The sequence below is a fragment of the Cryobacterium sp. M96 genome, assembly GCF_002929845.1.
Classification (GTDB): Bacteria; Actinomycetota; Actinomycetes; order Actinomycetales; family Microbacteriaceae; genus Cryobacterium; species Cryobacterium sandaracinum.
On sequence record NZ_PJJS01000050.1, the window covers coordinates 1 to 15,069 of the forward strand.

A 15,069-nucleotide genomic window follows, 5' to 3' on the forward strand; every position below is an offset into this window, starting at 1 on the left:
CGAAGAAGAACAAGCGCGCATGGCGGCCGGGCAGCTGATCCCGGGGGCGGAGGCCGCGGCCCTCAGCGACGACCGTAACGGTGGTCAGAAACGCGCCGACATCCTCCGTAGTGTGTTCGAAGCCGCCACCCGTGACCCGGGGACCCCGACCATGGGCGGCGCCGCCCCCACCGTCATGATCCACGTCAACCAGGCCGACCTTACCGCGGGCCGCGGGGTGGGTTGGATCGACGGCGTCGAAGCGCCGATCTCTCTGACAAGTGTGAAGCAGGCGCTCTGCGCCGGCGGATTTCAGGAGATCCGGTTCGGGCCGCACAACAAGGTCCTCAGCCTCAGCACCGAGAATCGTTTCTTCAACCGGGCCCAACGCCGCGCCATCGCGGCCCGCGACGGCGGCTGCACCATTCCGGGGTGCACCGTGCCCGCCGCCTGGTGCGAAGTACACCACGTCATCCCCTGGCACCGCGGCGGAAAAACCGAGATCGACAACGGGGTCCTGCTGTGTTGGTACCACCACCACAGCATCGACACCTCCGGCTGGAACATCCGCATGATCCGCGGCACACCCCAAGTCCGGGCACCCTACTGCTACGACCCCACCCGCACCTGGCGGGCCGCGGAAGGGAACCCGGCCAACCGGGCACGGGCACGGGCACGGGCACGGTCTCGGCCTCGGCAGGCTCGACCAACGTCAGGGTGAGTCCCCGGGATCGGGTCACCGGTCTCGTCCGGCTCGACCGACGTCAGCTTAAATCCCCGGCCGCGAGCGACCTGAGCCCGGTGGTCGAGGTCGTCGAAACCAGGCGGGCTATCTTCCGAACCCGGCCCGGGGCATCCGTTAGCGCGGGCGGCGACAACGGATGCCGGTGTGTGGGCCTCCGGAGCCGGCGCACCGGGTCTCGACAGGCTCGACGACCGACAGGCTCGACCACCGATCGGCTCGACCACCGGAGGGTGTGCTCGACCGTCTAGGCGCGGAGCTTGGTGATCTGCAGCAGGCCGTCGCCCACAGGGGAGAGGGCACTGATGACTGCGGTGGACGAGGCGATGACGGTCAACAGGGTGCGGAAGCCGGTCGCCACATCGTCGCGCTGGGCCGGGTTGGCCACGCGGCCGCGCCAGAGCGCGTGGGCCACGAGCACGGTTCCGCCCGGGCGGGCCAGGCGCAGAGCATGCTCGACATACTCGATCACACACTGCGGATCGGCGTCGACGAACACAATGTCGTAGGAGTTCTCGTTCATGCGCGGCAGTACATCCGCTGCCCGGCCCGTGATCAGGCGTACCCGGTTCGCTGGGATGCCGGCTTCGGCGAAGTTGGCTTTGGCGTGCTGCTGGTGGTCGACCTCGGTGTCGATCGAGGTGAGGGTGGCGCCGGGGGCGCCGGTGAGCAGCCAGATGCCGGAGACGCCGGCACCGGTGCCGACCTCGAGAATGCTCCGGGCCCCGGTGGCGGCCGCGATCACGGCCGATTGAGCGCCGACCGCCGGAGAAATCGCGTCGATTCCGAGTTCGAGGGACTGCTGTCTGGCCCGCGCCACAGCGTCGGACTCCACGACTGAGTCGTCGGAGAATTTCCAGTTCAGATCTTTGTCAGACACAGCGCAACTCCAGTAGATGAATGGGTCAAGCCTAAGGGGGGCCGGGCATGGTCCGGGGAGGCCTCGCCGGGGGTTATTCTGGGGGAATGTTCGGTTTGACCTTCGAGAAGATATTACTGATCGGGATTGTCGCCGTCTTCCTGCTCGGACCCGAACGGCTTCCCCACTATGCCGCCCAGCTCGCCCGTCTCGTGAAGCAGCTCCGCAACCTGGCCAACGGGGCCAAAGACCGGATGCGGGACGAGATGGGCCCGGATTTCGACGACGTCGACTGGAAGAAACTCGACCCGCGTCAGTATGACCCGCGCCGCATCATCCGTGAAGCTCTCACCGACGAAGACGAGCTGAAAGGCCAATCGGCGACCGTGTCGCGGGCGGTGCCGAACCCCGACGGCGCCTATCTGCAACGCAAGCGCGCCAGGGAGGCCGCCACACTGCCGGCGCCCTTCGACTCCGAAGCCACGTAGCCACGCAGCCACGAAGCCACGCAGCCACGTAGCCACGCGGCCACGTAGCCACGCGGCCAAACGAACCAGGTGACGAGCACACCGGACGCGGCGTATTCGAGCTGGCGGACGTCGGGAACGGGTACGTTGGGCAGGTCGGGCAGGTCGGGCACGTAGACCCGCGACACGGGCCGAGTGCGCTCGGATCGTGTTCCCGACCGCTGCGATGACCTCGCCGGACAGCCCGAATGACGAGAAGTCCTCGTCGACCACGATCAGGCGCCCGGCCGGAAAGAGCGATGCGCGAAAGGTCCCCTGGTTGGCCGCACCCTCGCCGGTGTCCGCCACGGCCACTCGGTCGTCGCCCAGCCGGGAAAAGACGACGGCCTGTCCGACGGCGGGCGATAGATCGTCGGCGATGATTCTCGAGCAGGAGAAATGCGTGCCGGGGTCGAACAGGTGTATGTGCCACCCGAGGCTGAGGCCGAGGGCCGGGCGGTGAGCGGCGCAGTGCGCACCAGAATATGCAGGCCGGGCCATACGGGCGATGCGTGCACGCTACGCTGAACCCACGTATCTGAGGAGTGTGACCGTGTCGAAGCCGTCGAACACCCACGCGAAGCCCAAGCGGGTGCCGCTGCCCGTCTACTCCGCCGAGTTGCGCAATCTGCAGACCGAGTTGGTCGCCATGCAGGAATGGGTCAAGGAGTCCGGGGCCCGCATCGTCGTGATCTTCGAGGGCCGGGACGCGGCCGGCAAGGGGTCCGCGATCAAGCGGGTCAGCGAGTTCCTCAATCCCCGCGTCGCCCGGATCGTCGCCCTGCCGGTGCCGACCGAGCGCGAGCGCGGCCAGTGGTACTTCCAGCGGTACATCGAACACCTGCCCTCCACGGGTGAGATCGTGCTGATGGACCGCTCCTGGTACAACCGCGCCGGCGTCGAACACGTGATGGGGTACTGCACCCCCGACGAGTACCGCCGGTTCCTGCACCAGGCGCCCCTCTTCGAACGGATGCTGGTCGAAGACGGCATTCTGCTCGTCAAGTACTGGTTCTCGGTGTCCGACACCGAGCAGGAGAGGCGGTTCCGGTCACGGCTGAACGACCCGATGCGCCGCTGGAAGCTGTCCGGGACCGACCTTTTCTCGATCACGAAGTGGGTCGATTATTCCCGCGCCAAAGACGAGATGTTCGTGCACACCGATCTGCCGGAGGCCCCATGGTGGGTCGTCGAGAGCGAGGACAAGCGGGCCGCGCGCCTCAACATGATCAGCCACCTGCTGTCGATCGTCCCCTACACGCATCGCGAGCCGCCCCAGGTGACCATTCCGACTCGCCCCGCCGGCTCGGAGTACGAGCGCCCGCCGCGCGAGCTGAACCGGCCAGTGCCGGACATCACGACCACGCTGGGAAAGCCCACGGCGAAGCCGAAGGGCAAGGCCAAGATCAAGAAGAACGCGAAGAAGGCGACCAAGGCGGAGGCGGCGAAGCTGGCGCCGGAGAAGGCGGCCCAGCAGGCGGCCCAGCAGGCGGCGGCGTCGGCCAAACTGTTCGTCTGAGCCGGGTTCGCGGAGCCGGGTCACGGCTCTGCTGCCCGGGGTCAGCGGCGGCGGATGCCCTTCAGCACGGCCGCCAGCAGCAGCATCGGCCCGGCCAGCCGCTCGAAGTCGTGGCCGGTGCGCGGCAGCTGCACGAGACCCGTCGGGCGCGCGATGGTGACGGCGTCCACGAACCTGAGCAGTCCCTCCGGGCCGTTGCGTCGGCCGAGACCGGACTGCTTCAGGCCGCCCATCGGGGCCGCCACCGAGGAGAACGACCCGCGATAGCCCTCGTTGATGTTCACGCTGCCGGCCTCGAGGGCCCCGCCCACGCGCAGAGCCCGCCGCACGGAACCGGAGAACACCGACGCGTTCAGCCCGTAGTCGCTGTCGTTGGCGGCCAGGATGGCCTCCTGCTCCGAGTCGATCACGGTGACCGCGACCACAGGGCCGAACGTTTCGCCGGCGAAGCACTCCATCGCCGGGGTGACCCCGGTCAGCACGGTGGGTTCGTAGAAGAACGGTCCCAGGTCGGGGCGGGCACGGCCCCCGACCTCGACCGTGGCGCCGTGGGCGACCGCGTCGGCCACCTGCGCGCTCACCCGGTCCAGCTGGGCCTGCGAGGTGAGGGAACCGACGTCCGTCGTGTAGTCGTAGTCGGCGCCGAGCCGGAGCGACCGGGTGACGGCCACGAATTCGTGCAGGAACGCGTCGGCCACACCTCGCTGCACGAAGATGCGCTCAATCGACACGCAGAGCTGGCCCATCGCCGTGAAGCAGGCCGGGGCCGCGTCGGCGGCCGCGCGGGCCGGGTCGGCGTCGTCAAGCACGATCAGCGGGTTCTTGCCGCCCAGCTCGAGCGAGACGCCGGTGAGGTTGCCGGCCGCCTGCGCCGCCACCCGCTTGCCCGTCGCGGTCGACCCGGTGAAGCAGACGTAGTCGGCCTCCGCGGTGACCGCCCCGCCGATCTCCGCGCCGTCGCCGACGACCACGGCCCAGAGCTGCTCGGGCACGCCGGCGTCGATGAATGCCTGACGCAACGAGAGGATGCTCAGCGCACCCTGGTCGTCGGCCTTCTGCACCACGCCGCAGCCGGCGGCGAGGGCCGGCACGACATCCATGGCGGCGAGGCTGAGCGGGTAGTTCCACGGGGTGATCACGCCCGCGATGCCCTTGGGCCGGTAGCGCACAGTGGCCGTGATGACGAGCGGGATCGCGGAGTGGCGGCGCCCGCCGCGCAGCACGCGCGGCGCGGCGAGGGCATTGAAGCGGGTGACGCCGGCGGCCTGGAAGACCTCCTCGAAGGCCTGGCCGCGGGTCTTGCCGGTCTCCGCCTGCACGGTGTCCTGCAGCAGCCCGCGTCGCTCGAGGATCAGGTCGTGCGCGCGCAACAGGATCGCTCGGCGCCGTGCGAACCCGGCCCGCACCCAGGCCAGCTGGGCCAGGCGCGCCTGCGCGTAGGCCGCCTGCACGTCGGGCAGCCCGCTGACGGGCAGCTCGTGCAGCACCTCCCCGGTGAAGGGCGCGATCACGGTGACCGTGGCTCCCGTCGTGGAACGTATGGAGCGGGTGAGAGTCGTGATCCCGGCAGGGTCGAGGGGGGAGGCAGGCATGCCGAAAGTCTAGGTGGGGGCGGCGCGTGCGCTCCGCCGCGGCGCCGGTGCGGCGACGCTACTTTGGGGTGATGCCGAGGCTCAATCCGGAGAGGCCGCGCGCCCGGGTGGCGAGGCGGTCGGCAACCAAACGGATGGCCACGGCCGCGGGGTCGGTCGGGTCGCCGTGCACCACGGGCACCCCGGTGTCCCCGCCACTGCGGAGCGGCACGCTGAGGGGAACCTGGGCGAGCAACGGTACGGGGAACTCGTGCCCGGCGCCGAGCCGGCGCGCGACCTCGGCGCCACCCCCGGAACCGAACAGCTCCAGCACCGTGCCGTCGGGCTGCACGATCCCGGCCATGTTCTCGATCACGCCGTAGATGGTCTGGCCGGTCTGCCGGGCCACGACACCGCTGCGTTCGGCGATGTCGGCGGCGGCCGGTTGCGGGGTGGTGACGACGATGACCTCGGCCTGGGGCAAAAGCTGCCCGACCGAGATGGCCACGTCGCCGGTGCCCGGCGGCAGGTCCAGCAGCAGGATGTCCAGGTCGCCGAAGTAAACGTCGGTGAGGAACTGGGTGATCGTGCGGTGCAGCATCGGCCCGCGCCAGGCGACCGCGACGGAACCGTCCTCCACGAACATGCCGATCGAGATGACCTTCACGTCGAAGGCGATCGGCGGCAGGATCATCTCGCCGACCTGGGTCGGCTTGACCGCGGCTGACTTGCCCGTCTCGGGGGAAGGCGAGGTGACCAGGCCGAGGAGTCCGGGGATGGAGAACCCGTAGACATCCGCGTCGACGATGCCGACCCGCAGGCCGCGCTGGGCCAGGGCCACGGCCAGGTTCGCGGTGATTGTGGACTTGCCGACCCCGCCCTTGCCGCTGGTGATGGCGTAGACCCGGGTGAGCGAGTCCGGGCCGAATTGGTTGCTGCGGGCTTCCTTGCCGCCGCGCAGCTTCTCCGTCATCGCTCGGCGCTGCTCGCGCGTCATCACGCTCACATCCACGGTCACGTTGCCGGGGCCGGCCACGGACTCCACGGCGCGCAACACATCGCGCTCGATCTGCCGGGCCGCCGGGCAGCCGGCGATGGTGAGACGGATCCCCACGAGGGCGCGGCCGTCGACGATCCGCACCCCGGCGACCATGTCGAGGTCGGTGATCGGCTTGCGGATCTCCGGGTCGATCACCCGGGCCAGGGCGGTGAGCACCTGGTCGGCGGAAAAGAGGGGCTCAGGCACTGGGCGATCGCTCCTCGCGGTCGCGGTCTCGCTCGCGGTCGCCCTTGCGGAGGCGTTTACGGGTCTGCTTGTCCGGGTCTTCGCGCTCTTCCAGGTTGTCGAGAAGGGCGCGCAGCTCGGAGCGGAGGAAATCGCGGGAGGCGAGGTCCTTCATGCCGAGGCGTAGCGCCACCACCTCCCGGGCGAGGTATTCGGTGTCGGCCAGGTTGCGTTCGGCGCGCTGCCGGTCCTGTTCGAACTGCACCCGGTCTCGGTCGTCCTGGCGGTTCTGCGCCAGCAGGATCATCGGGGCCGCGTAGGAGGCCTGCATCGACAAGACCAGGGTCAGTGCGATGAAGCCGAGCGACACGGAGTCGAAGCGCCACTGCACCGGTGCGAGCGTGTTCCAGGCGATCCAGCTGACGGCGAAGAACGTCAGCCCGAGCAGGAACCACGGCGTGCCCATGCCGCGGGCGATGGCCTCGGTGAACCGGCCGAAGCGGTCGCGGCTGGGGCGGTCGCGGCTACGCCGGCGCTTGCGGCCGAGGGCGGGCGTGCGCACACCCTTGGGGGAGTCGAGGCGGAGATCCGCTCGGTTAGCTCGGGCCATTGCCGGTCCTCCGTCCGTGGTGCAGCGGGATGCTTCCCGTGGTCAGTTCGGTGCGGGCCTCGGCCCGGCGGCGCACGTCGTCGTTGCCATCGTGGCTGCGCCAGTCGTCGGGCAGCAGATAGTCGAGGACGTCGTCAATCGTCACCACCCCGACGAGTCGGTGGTTCTCGTCGACCACGGGCACGGAGACGAGGTCATAGCTGGCGAGGATGCGGGTGACCTCCGCGGCCGAGGTGTCGGCGGTGACGGGATCAAGACCCTGGTCGAGCAGTGTGCCGAGGCGTTCGTGGGGCGGGTAGCGCAGCATCCGTTGGAAATGCACCATGCCGAGGAAGCGGCCGGTGGGCGGCTCGTAGGGCGGGAGGGTGACGCAGATGGCCGCACCGAGGGCCGGCGCCAGGTCGTGGCGACGGATGAGCGCGAGCCCCTCCGCGACCGTGGCATCGGCCGAGACAATGATCGGTTCGGTCGTCATCAGGCCGCCGGCGGTGTCGGGGGCGTAGGTGAGCAGGAAGCGCACGTCGTCCGCTTCCTCCGGCTCCATCAGGTCGAGCAGCTGTTCGCCGAGCTCTTCCGGCAGCTGCGCGATCAGGTCGGCGGCGTCGTCGGGCTGCATGTGGTCGAGCACGTCGGCGGCGCGGGCGTCGCCGAGCCGGGTCAGGATGCTGACCTGCTCACTTTCCGGCATCTCCTCTAGGGCGTCGGCGAGACGGCCGTCCGGTAGCTCGCCGGCAACCTCGTGCATGCGCTCCGGCGGGAGGTCGAGCAGGGTATTCGCGAGGTCGGCGGGCTTGAGGTCGGAGTAGGTGGCGATGAGCTGCTCGGCCGACTGGGCCTGGCCCTCGGTGGTCTGCTCGCGCACCTCGGCCCAGTCCGTGAAGGTCGTGGCGCCCTTCGCGAAGAGGGACAGGCTGGTCTTGGGGCGGCGCACGAAGAGCTGGCTGATCGCCCAACCGCCCTGGGGGAGCTCCTCGATCGAGACGTCTTCGATGGTCGCCTCACCGGAACCGTCGTTGAAGACCACCGTGCGCCCAAGCATCTCGGCAATGACGCGCACCTCTCCGCCGCGCTGCTCGAAGCGGCGCACGTTGATTAGGCCGGTGGTGATGATCTGACCCGAACCGATGCTGGTGACGCGCCCAATGGACACGAAAACGCGGCGTTTGCCCGGGATCTCCACGATCAGGCCGACGACGAGGGGCGGGTCGTTTTTTCGGTAGACCACCAGCACGTCCCTGACCTTGCCCACACGGTCTCCCGCGGGGTCGAAAACGGTACACCCGGCCAAACGGGCAACGAAGACTCTGGTGGCAGACACAGATCAAATCTAGGCCACCTTCAGGGCAGATCGGTCCTGTGAAAGAATGGACTCATGAGCAATCAGAACCCCTTCGGCGGGCGCAGGGCCGCATTGTTCCCCGTTTTACCCAAGGGGGAGGTGCTCGCGACATACGCCACCTATGGCGAGGCTCAGGAAGCTGTGGACACTCTGGCGAAGTCCGACTTCCCGGTGAAGCAGGTCTCCATCCTCGGCAACGACCTCAAAACCGTCGAGCGGGTCACCGGCAAACTCACCTGGGGGCGCGTCGCTCTCGCCGGTGCGGCCTCCGGCGCCTGGCTGGGCGTGTTCTTCGGGCTGCTGTTCTTCATCTTCTCGCCGGATGGCGCGGGCCTGCCGTTCGTATTCGCCGCGGTGATGATCGGCGCCGGGTTCGGCATGCTGTTCGGGGTCGTCAGCGCCGCGCTCAATCGACGTCGCCGCGACTTCACATCGACCATGCAGGTGATTGCCAGTACCTATCAAGTGATCGTCGACGGCACCCTGGTCAATCGGGCCCGGAACCTGCTCGCCGGTCTCGCTGAGGCCGAGCAGACGGTGCCGGCCCCGCCGCATCCGTCGGAGCCCCCTCGCGTCGAAGAGCCGCCCGCGGCTCCGCAGCATCCGCTGCCCTGACAGTCCGCGGTCAGGTTTAGGTGGTGAGGGCGGCGATCCAGGCCTCGACCTCCTCGACGGTGCGGGGGATGCCGGCCGACAGGTTCTCCGGGCCGTCCGCGGTGACCAGGATGTCGTCTTCAATCCGCACGCCGATGCCGCGGTACTCCGCAGGCACCGTCAGGTCATCGGGCTGAAAGTAGAGGCCGGGTTCGATCGTGAACACCATTCCGGGCTCGATCACGCCGTCCATGTACATCTCGCGGCGCGCCTGCGCGCAGTCGTGCACGTCGAGGCCGAGGTGGTGGCTGGTGCCGTGCACCATATAGCGGCGGTGGTGGCCGTTGTCGGGCAGCAGGGCTTCCTCGGCGGTGACGGGCAGCATGCCCCATTCGGCCGTGCGGCGCGCGATGACCGCCATCGCCGCGGCGTGCACGTCGCGGAACACGGCGCCGGGACGCGCCATGGCGAACGCGGCGTCCGCTGCCTCGCGCACGGCGTCGTAGACACGGCGCTGCACGTCGGTGAAGGTGCCGTTCACCGGGAGGGTGCGGGTGATGTCGGCGGTGTAGTAGCTGTCGACCTCGACGCCGGCGTCGATCAGGATCAGGTCGCCGGGCACGACGGCGCCATCGTTGCGGGTCCAGTGCAGGATGCAGGCGTGAGGGCCGGACGCGGCGATCGTGTCGTAGCCGACCGCGTTGCCGTCGGACCGGGCCCGGGTGTTGAACACGCCCTCAACGAGCCGTTCGCCGCGGTGGTGGGTGCTCGAGCGGGGCAGGTCCCGGATAATGTCCTCGAAGCCGCGGGCCGTGGCGGCGACGGCGAGGCGCATCTGGGCGATCTCGTAGGAGTCCTTGACCAGGCGCAGCTCCGACAGGCCGCGGGCGAACTGCTCGTCGGCGGCATGGTCGCCGTTGATCTCGAGGCTGAACGGCGAGTCGGAGGCGTCGGTCGTGAGCACCTTCTCCGCCGCGAATCGGAGGCGGGCCTCGTCGACCTCGGTGGTGAAGAGCGGGTCGGCCTCCCGCAGCACGAGGCTCTCGGTGTCGATCGTGTTCATGACCAGGGCAAGGTCGGCGATGCCGCGCACCGGCACGCCGAGGTCGGCGGCAACCTGGGCGACCCCGGGGCGTGGGCCGATCCAGAATTCGCCGATATCGGGGTTTGCGTAGAACTCGTCCGAGTCGCGGCCGGCCCGCTCTCGGAAGTAGAGGGTGGCGTCGTGACCGGTCGCTGTGGGTTCGAGCACCAACACGGCGCCGGGCTCGGCGTCGCTGCCCCAGCCGGTGAGGTGCGCAAAGGCCGAGTGCGCGCGGAACGCGTAGTCGGTGTCGTTGGAGCGTTGCTTGAGACGACCGGCGGGGATGATCAAACGCTGTCCGGGGTGCATTGCGGAAAGGAGTTCGCGGCGGGCGGCCGCGAAGCGCGCCTGCTCGCGGGCGAGCGGTAGCTCTTCGGTGCGCTCGGCCCAGTCGTTGGAGATGTACGCCTTGAACCCGGCCGAACCGGGGGTGGTGGAGCGGTTCTCGTTCGATCGGGGAGCAGGGGTGATCGCGGTTTCGCTGGAAGTGGCCATGGCCCATTGTCCCATTGAGCTAGGAGGTCGGGGCGAGGGTGGCCACGATCGGGCGGTGATCGCTGCCTGCGCCGTCTTCCGCCTTGATCACGCGCAGGCCCTGCACCTGCCAGTTCGCGGTGGCCAACGCGTGGTCGATCGGCGAGCCGAGCAGGGCCGGCGCGAAAGTCGGCCAGGTGCCGACGGCGCCCGCACCGGTCGCCGGTCCGGCGTCGTCGCTGACCGTGTAGTCGCCCAGGTCGGAGCTGATCATTAGGGTCGTGGAGCGGGCCTTGGAGATCTGGTCGAAGGCGATGGTGTGTACCCACATCGGACGTCCGCCCTCGCGCATGGCTTCGGCGATGGCCTCACCGGTGGCCTCGGTGGTTTCCGGCAGGGTGACGATGTCGGCGTTCTGGCCGAGGGCGAGTCGGCGATGGCGGCGGCTGGGAACCCCGCGGGACGGTCCGGGTCCGTCGCACAACTAGCATGGGGGGATGCTTGGTGCTCGACGATTCCGCGGTCCGATCGACCTGCACACGCATTCGAGCGTGTCGGATGGCACGGAGACCCCGTCGCAGCTCGTGCGGGCCGCCGCCGCGGCCGGCCTGGGCACGGTCGCACTGACCGACCACGATTCGACCGCCGGCTGGGCCGAGGCCGGTGTTGCCGCCCGCACCGCCGGACTCACACTCATCCCCGGCATGGAATTCAGCACCCGAGTGGGCTTCTCCAGCGTGCACCTGCTCGCGTACCTGTTCGACCCGTCCAACGCCGGCATCGTGGCCGAAACCGCCCGGGTGCGGCAGGCCCGGCTGGTGCGCGCCGAGCAGATGGTGGAGCGCATCGGCGTCGACTACGCCTTGACCTGGGAAGACGTGCTCGCACAGACCACGCCGGATGCGACGGTCGGCCGCCCGCATATCGCCGACGCACTGGTGGCCCGCGGGTTCGCGCTCACGCGGAGCGAGGCCTTCGCGGGAATACTGCACTGGGAGGCCGGCTACTACCAGCCCCACTACGCGCCGGACCCGCTGCGGGCCATCACCCTCGTGCGCGCGGCCGGTGGGGTGCCGGTCATCGCACACCCGGCGACGCGCGGGGCGGTCGACGTCATCCCTGAAGCGAAACTGGCCCGGTTGGCCGAGGCCGGCCTTTTCGGGCTCGAACTCGAGCACCGTGAGAACAGGCCCGAGGCGAAGGCCCACCTCTACGCGCTCGCCGAGAAGTACGGACTCTTCGTCACCGGGTCCAGCGACTACCACGGCGAGGGCAAGCCGAACCGCCTGGGCGAGAACACGACGACGCCCGAGGTGCTCGAGCGCATCATCGGACAGGGAACGGGCTCGCCGCCCGTCTACGGCTGACGCCGCCCACCCTAGGGAACCGGGCGCGCGGTCTACCATGCGCCGCGAGCCCTATCGTGAGCCACCGCGGAGTCAAACGAAAAGCGCCCCCGCCGAAGCGGAGGCGCTTACGGCCGAAACTGCCGTGCAGGGGGTGCCTAGCTGGGGGTGCCGGCCTGCGGGGCGTGGCGACGCGTGCGGCTTCGACGCCGCGGGGCGCTGTTGCCGTCGTGGTGCTCGGCGCCGCCGCCGTCGTGAGTGCCGGCGGCCGGGGTGATGACCGGGGCATCCGGGTTGGTGGTCGCGCTGACCCGGGTGCGCGAGCGCGGCGGGCGGCTGCCGGCCAGTTCGCCGGAGTGGCTCGCGCCCGAGCGTGCGGCGTCGGTGTGACCGGCGCCGGAGCGACCGGCGCCCGAGCGCGAGGAGTCGCCACCGGTGCGGCCCCCGCCGGAACGGCCGAAGTCAGAGCGGCCCGAGTCGGAGCGGCCGGCGCCGCCGGTACGGCCTGCGCCACCCGTGCGTGCAGCCGAGGCGGCGGTCTCCCGGATGGGCGAGGCGCGGAGGCGACCCTTCGACCCGGCCGGGATGTTCAGGTCGGCATAGAGGTGCGGCGACGACGAGTAGGTCTCCATCGGAACCGGCGTGCCGAAGTCGAGCGCGTTGTTGATCAGCGTCCACTTGTGCATGTCGTCCCAGTCGACGAACGTGACCGCAATGCCGGTCTTGCCCGCACGGCCGGTGCGTCCTACGCGGTGCAGGTAGGCCTTCTCGTCCTCGGGGATGGTGTGGTTGATCACGTGAGTGACGTCGTCCACGTCGATGCCGCGCGCGGCGACATCCGTGGCGATCAGAATGTCCTTCTTGCCGGCCTTGAAGGAGGCCATGGCGCGTTCACGCTGTTCCTGGTTGAGGTCACCGTGCACGGCCGTGGCGTTGAAGCCGCGATCGCCGAGCTCCTCGACCAGCTTGGCGGCGGCGCGCTTGGTGCGGGTGAAGATCACGGTCTTGCCGCGGCCCTCGGCCATCAGGATGCGGCCGATCACCTCGTCCTTGTCCATGTTGTGTGCGCGGTAGACAAGGTGCTCGATGTTGGCCTGCATCAGGCCCTCGTCGGGGTCGGACGCACGGATGTGGATCGGGCGGTTCATGAACCGGCGCGCCAGGGCGACGATCGGGCCCGGCATCGTGGCCGAGAACAGCATCGTGTGGCGGGTGGGCGGCGTCTGCGAGAACAGCTTCTCGATGTCGGCGAGGAAGCCGAGGTCGAGCATCTTGTCGGCCTCGTCGAGCACCATCTCGCTCACGTTGGCGAGGCTGAGCAGGCGCTGGCTGGCGAGGTCGAGGAGCCGGCCGGGGGTGCCGACGACGATCTGCGCGCCGGCCTTGAGCGCCTCGATCTGACCTTCGTACGCCTTGCCGCCGTAGATGGAGACAACCTTGGTGTTGCGGTTGCTGGAAGCCATCTCGAGGTCTTCGGAGACCTGCACGCACAGCTCGCGGGTCGGGACGACGACGAGTACCTGCACGCCGGGTGCGGGGTCGAGCCCGAGTCGCTGAATGATCGGAAGGCCGAAGCCGAGGGTCTTGCCGGTGCCGGTCTTGGCCTGACCGATGATGTCCTGGCCGCTCAGGGCGAGGGGGATGGTCTGCACCTGGATGGGGAAGGGCTCGATGATGCCTTTATCAGCGAGAGCCTGAACCATGTCCTGGTCGATGTTGAGTTCGGAGAAAGTCACGAATTATTGCCTGTCATTAGCTGGAAGCGGGATGCGCCCGTCTTTTGCTTCGGGCACCTGGCCATCGATCCATGCCGATGGCGTGGTCCCAGCCTATCGGGCGGCCCTGTGAAGTCTCTTATACCGGACCCGGACGCGCCGATGCGCCCAGCGTGGGCCGGAACCCGCGGTGGCGGCACGACACTGTTCTAAGCTGGGCCTGTGATCATGTGGATCGATGGGCGGAAGAAGCGCGTGGAGGCACCCCGGCAACCGGCGCGGCGGGCACGTCAGTCGACCACGAAAATGGACATCGCCGGTTTCACGCCGGAGTTGCTGCCCTACTTCGGCCAGGCGGCATACTTCCAACTCGGCATGTTCGAGAACCTCGCCCTGGCCATCGCGATCGCTCCGGACCTCACCGCGAAGGAGGCGCTGAGCGTCGCCGCCGGCCGGGCCCTCGCCAAGCACCAGGGGCTCGTGGCCGAGATCCGCCGCCGCGGCGGTGAGCCGTCCGAGGTGATGGCCCCGTTCGCGCCCCACCTCGACGCGTTCCGCGAGCAGACGGCCGGCGCCGACTGGAACGAACTGCTGCTCAGCTGCTATCTCGCCGGGGGACTGCTCGACGACTTCTTCATCCGGCTGTCCGACGGGCTGCCCGGCGATGTGGGCCCGCGGGTGGCGCACCTGCTCGGCCAGGACGCCGGCACGGAGGTTCTCGTCACCCACCTGAAGGCTGCTATCGGCGCCGCCCCGGCGCTCGGGTCGCACCTGGCCCTGTGGGGACGACGCCTGGTCGGGGACACCCTGCTGGTCGCCCGCTCGGCTCTGCCGATGGAGGGCATCACCGCAGCGGAGTCCCGGATCGAACCCGTGTTCACTGAGCTCATCGCCGCGCACACGCGGCGCATGGACGGACTCGGCCTGACCGCCTGACCGCCGGCCGCACGGGGAGCCTTCGTCACGCGCGGGCCGGGTGCCCGTCGCGCATCAGGGTGTGCAGCATCCGCTCGTCGCCGGCGGTGCGCGTGCGCACCAGGGCCAGGTCGGCTGCGACGGATGCCAGTGCGGTCACCCCGAGGGTGACCCACCAGATCCAGCCACCGTCCAAGGGCGCGCCTAGCCAGCTCAGCGCCACCCAGACGACGGACGCGACCATGGTGCCGATCGCCGGGACGAGGACTGCACCGTGTGCGCGGCGCCCCGGAATGGCATACCGTGCGGCAATCCCCAGAACCGCACCGCCGAGGGCGATGAAGAGCAGTTCCACGGTTGGTCAGGCGACGAAGCCGACGCGGCGGGACTCCTCGGAGCCCAGCTCCACGTACGCGAGCCCGACGGTCGGAACGATATAGACCTTGCCCTTGCTGTCGGAGAGCTTCAGGTACCCGGTCTGCCCGGCGAGGGCGGCAGCGACCGTTTCCTCGACCTCGTTCGCGGGCTGTGAGGTCTCGAAGCCAATCTCACGGGGAGAATTGAAGATGCCAATGCGGATATCCACCAGAT

General features: G+C 69.4%; 16 protein-coding genes. 6 read left to right on the plus strand and 10 right to left on the minus strand.

Annotation, left to right across the window (positions count from 1 at the left end):
- On the plus strand, nucleotides 1-700 hold a 700-nt coding region (locus CXY79_RS10230; RefSeq protein WP_233191406.1), incomplete at its 5' end, for an HNH endonuclease signature motif containing protein.
- Nucleotides 701-968: 268 nt separating this feature from the next.
- Here the strand turns inward: CXY79_RS10230 and CXY79_RS10235 are convergent.
- Nucleotides 969-1,601, minus strand: a complete 633-nt coding sequence (locus CXY79_RS10235) for an O-methyltransferase (protein WP_104101036.1) — start codon at nucleotides 1,599-1,601, stop codon at nucleotides 969-971.
- Nucleotides 1,602-1,687: 86 nt separating this feature from the next.
- On the opposite strand from CXY79_RS10235, the gene CXY79_RS10240 reads away from it, so the two are divergent.
- Complete coding sequence (locus CXY79_RS10240; RefSeq protein WP_104101037.1) at nucleotides 1,688-2,068, plus strand: Sec-independent protein translocase TatB; 381 nt, start codon at nucleotides 1,688-1,690, stop codon at nucleotides 2,066-2,068.
- Nucleotides 2,069-2,735: 667 nt separating this feature from the next.
- Nucleotides 2,736-3,605, plus strand: coding sequence for a polyphosphate kinase 2 (ppk2, locus tag CXY79_RS10250; RefSeq protein WP_369827975.1), 870 nt, complete (start codon nucleotides 2,736-2,738; stop codon nucleotides 3,603-3,605).
- Between the two features lie 41 nt (nucleotides 3,606-3,646).
- Here the strand turns inward: ppk2 and CXY79_RS10255 are convergent, their stop codons facing one another.
- From CXY79_RS10255 to CXY79_RS10270, 4 genes are read right to left on the minus strand one after another with little or no spacing between them, the layout of a single operon-like run.
- Nucleotides 3,647-5,197, minus strand: a complete 1,551-nt coding sequence (locus CXY79_RS10255) for a succinic semialdehyde dehydrogenase (RefSeq protein ID WP_104101039.1) — start codon at nucleotides 5,195-5,197, stop codon at nucleotides 3,647-3,649.
- Between the two features lie 58 nt (nucleotides 5,198-5,255).
- Nucleotides 5,256-6,422 carry an Mrp/NBP35 family ATP-binding protein gene (locus CXY79_RS10260; RefSeq protein WP_104101040.1) on the minus strand — a complete coding sequence of 389 codons (1,167 nt, stop codon included), beginning with the start codon at nucleotides 6,420-6,422 and terminating at the stop codon, nucleotides 5,256-5,258.
- A complete protein-coding gene (locus tag CXY79_RS10265; RefSeq protein ID WP_104101041.1) occupies nucleotides 6,415-7,011 on the minus strand; it encodes a DUF1003 domain-containing protein in 597 nt (198 codons plus the stop codon). Before CXY79_RS10265 ends, CXY79_RS10260 begins: the two co-directional genes overlap by 8 nt.
- Complete coding sequence (locus CXY79_RS10270; RefSeq protein ID WP_104101042.1) at nucleotides 6,998-8,329, minus strand: magnesium transporter MgtE N-terminal domain-containing protein; 1,332 nt, start codon at nucleotides 8,327-8,329, stop codon at nucleotides 6,998-7,000. The genes CXY79_RS10265 and CXY79_RS10270 overlap by 14 nt, the downstream gene beginning before the upstream one ends.
- A 54-nt stretch (nucleotides 8,330-8,383) precedes the next feature.
- On the opposite strand from CXY79_RS10270, the gene CXY79_RS10275 reads away from it, so the two are divergent.
- Entirely contained in the window at nucleotides 8,384-8,965 is a 582-nt protein-coding gene (locus CXY79_RS10275; protein ID WP_104101043.1) for a general stress protein, read from the plus strand.
- Nucleotides 8,966-8,981: 16 nt separating this feature from the next.
- Here CXY79_RS10275 and CXY79_RS10280 read toward each other — a convergent pair whose 3' ends face one another.
- Nucleotides 8,982-10,523 carry an aminopeptidase P family protein gene (locus CXY79_RS10280; RefSeq protein ID WP_104101044.1) on the minus strand — a complete coding sequence of 514 codons (1,542 nt, stop codon included), beginning with the start codon at nucleotides 10,521-10,523 and terminating at the stop codon, nucleotides 8,982-8,984.
- A gap of 19 nt (nucleotides 10,524-10,542) precedes the next feature.
- Nucleotides 10,543-10,986 (minus strand): hypothetical protein, encoded by a 444-nt coding sequence (locus CXY79_RS10285; RefSeq protein WP_104101045.1) that lies wholly within the window; start codon nucleotides 10,984-10,986, stop codon nucleotides 10,543-10,545.
- Between the two features lie 13 nt (nucleotides 10,987-10,999).
- On the opposite strand from CXY79_RS10285, the gene CXY79_RS10290 reads away from it, so the two are divergent.
- Nucleotides 11,000-11,869, plus strand: coding sequence for a PHP domain-containing protein (locus CXY79_RS10290; RefSeq protein WP_104101046.1), 870 nt, complete (start codon nucleotides 11,000-11,002; stop codon nucleotides 11,867-11,869).
- Nucleotides 11,870-12,006: 137 nt separating this feature from the next.
- Here CXY79_RS10290 and CXY79_RS10295 read toward each other — a convergent pair whose 3' ends face one another.
- Nucleotides 12,007-13,584 carry a DEAD/DEAH box helicase gene (locus CXY79_RS10295; protein WP_104101047.1) on the minus strand — a complete coding sequence of 526 codons (1,578 nt, stop codon included), beginning with the start codon at nucleotides 13,582-13,584 and terminating at the stop codon, nucleotides 12,007-12,009.
- Between the two features lie 207 nt (nucleotides 13,585-13,791).
- Between CXY79_RS10295 and CXY79_RS10300 the strand changes: the two genes are divergently transcribed.
- A complete protein-coding gene (locus CXY79_RS10300) occupies nucleotides 13,792-14,499 on the plus strand; it encodes a ferritin-like fold-containing protein (RefSeq protein WP_233191421.1) in 708 nt (235 codons plus the stop codon).
- 25 nt (nucleotides 14,500-14,524) lie between these two features.
- Here the strand turns inward: CXY79_RS10300 and CXY79_RS10305 are convergent, their stop codons facing one another.
- Together CXY79_RS10305 and CXY79_RS10310 are read right to left on the minus strand one after the other, a co-directional pair.
- The gene (locus tag CXY79_RS10305; protein WP_104101049.1) at nucleotides 14,525-14,833 is read right to left on the minus strand and encodes a hypothetical protein; all 309 of its coding nucleotides are present in this window, start codon (nucleotides 14,831-14,833) and stop codon (nucleotides 14,525-14,527) included.
- A 6-nt stretch (nucleotides 14,834-14,839) separates the two neighbouring features.
- Nucleotides 14,840-15,064: a DUF3107 domain-containing protein gene (locus tag CXY79_RS10310; RefSeq protein ID WP_104101050.1), complete on the minus strand. Its 225-nt coding sequence runs from the start codon at nucleotides 15,062-15,064 to the stop codon at nucleotides 14,840-14,842.
- Nucleotides 15,065-15,069 lie beyond the last annotated feature (5 nt).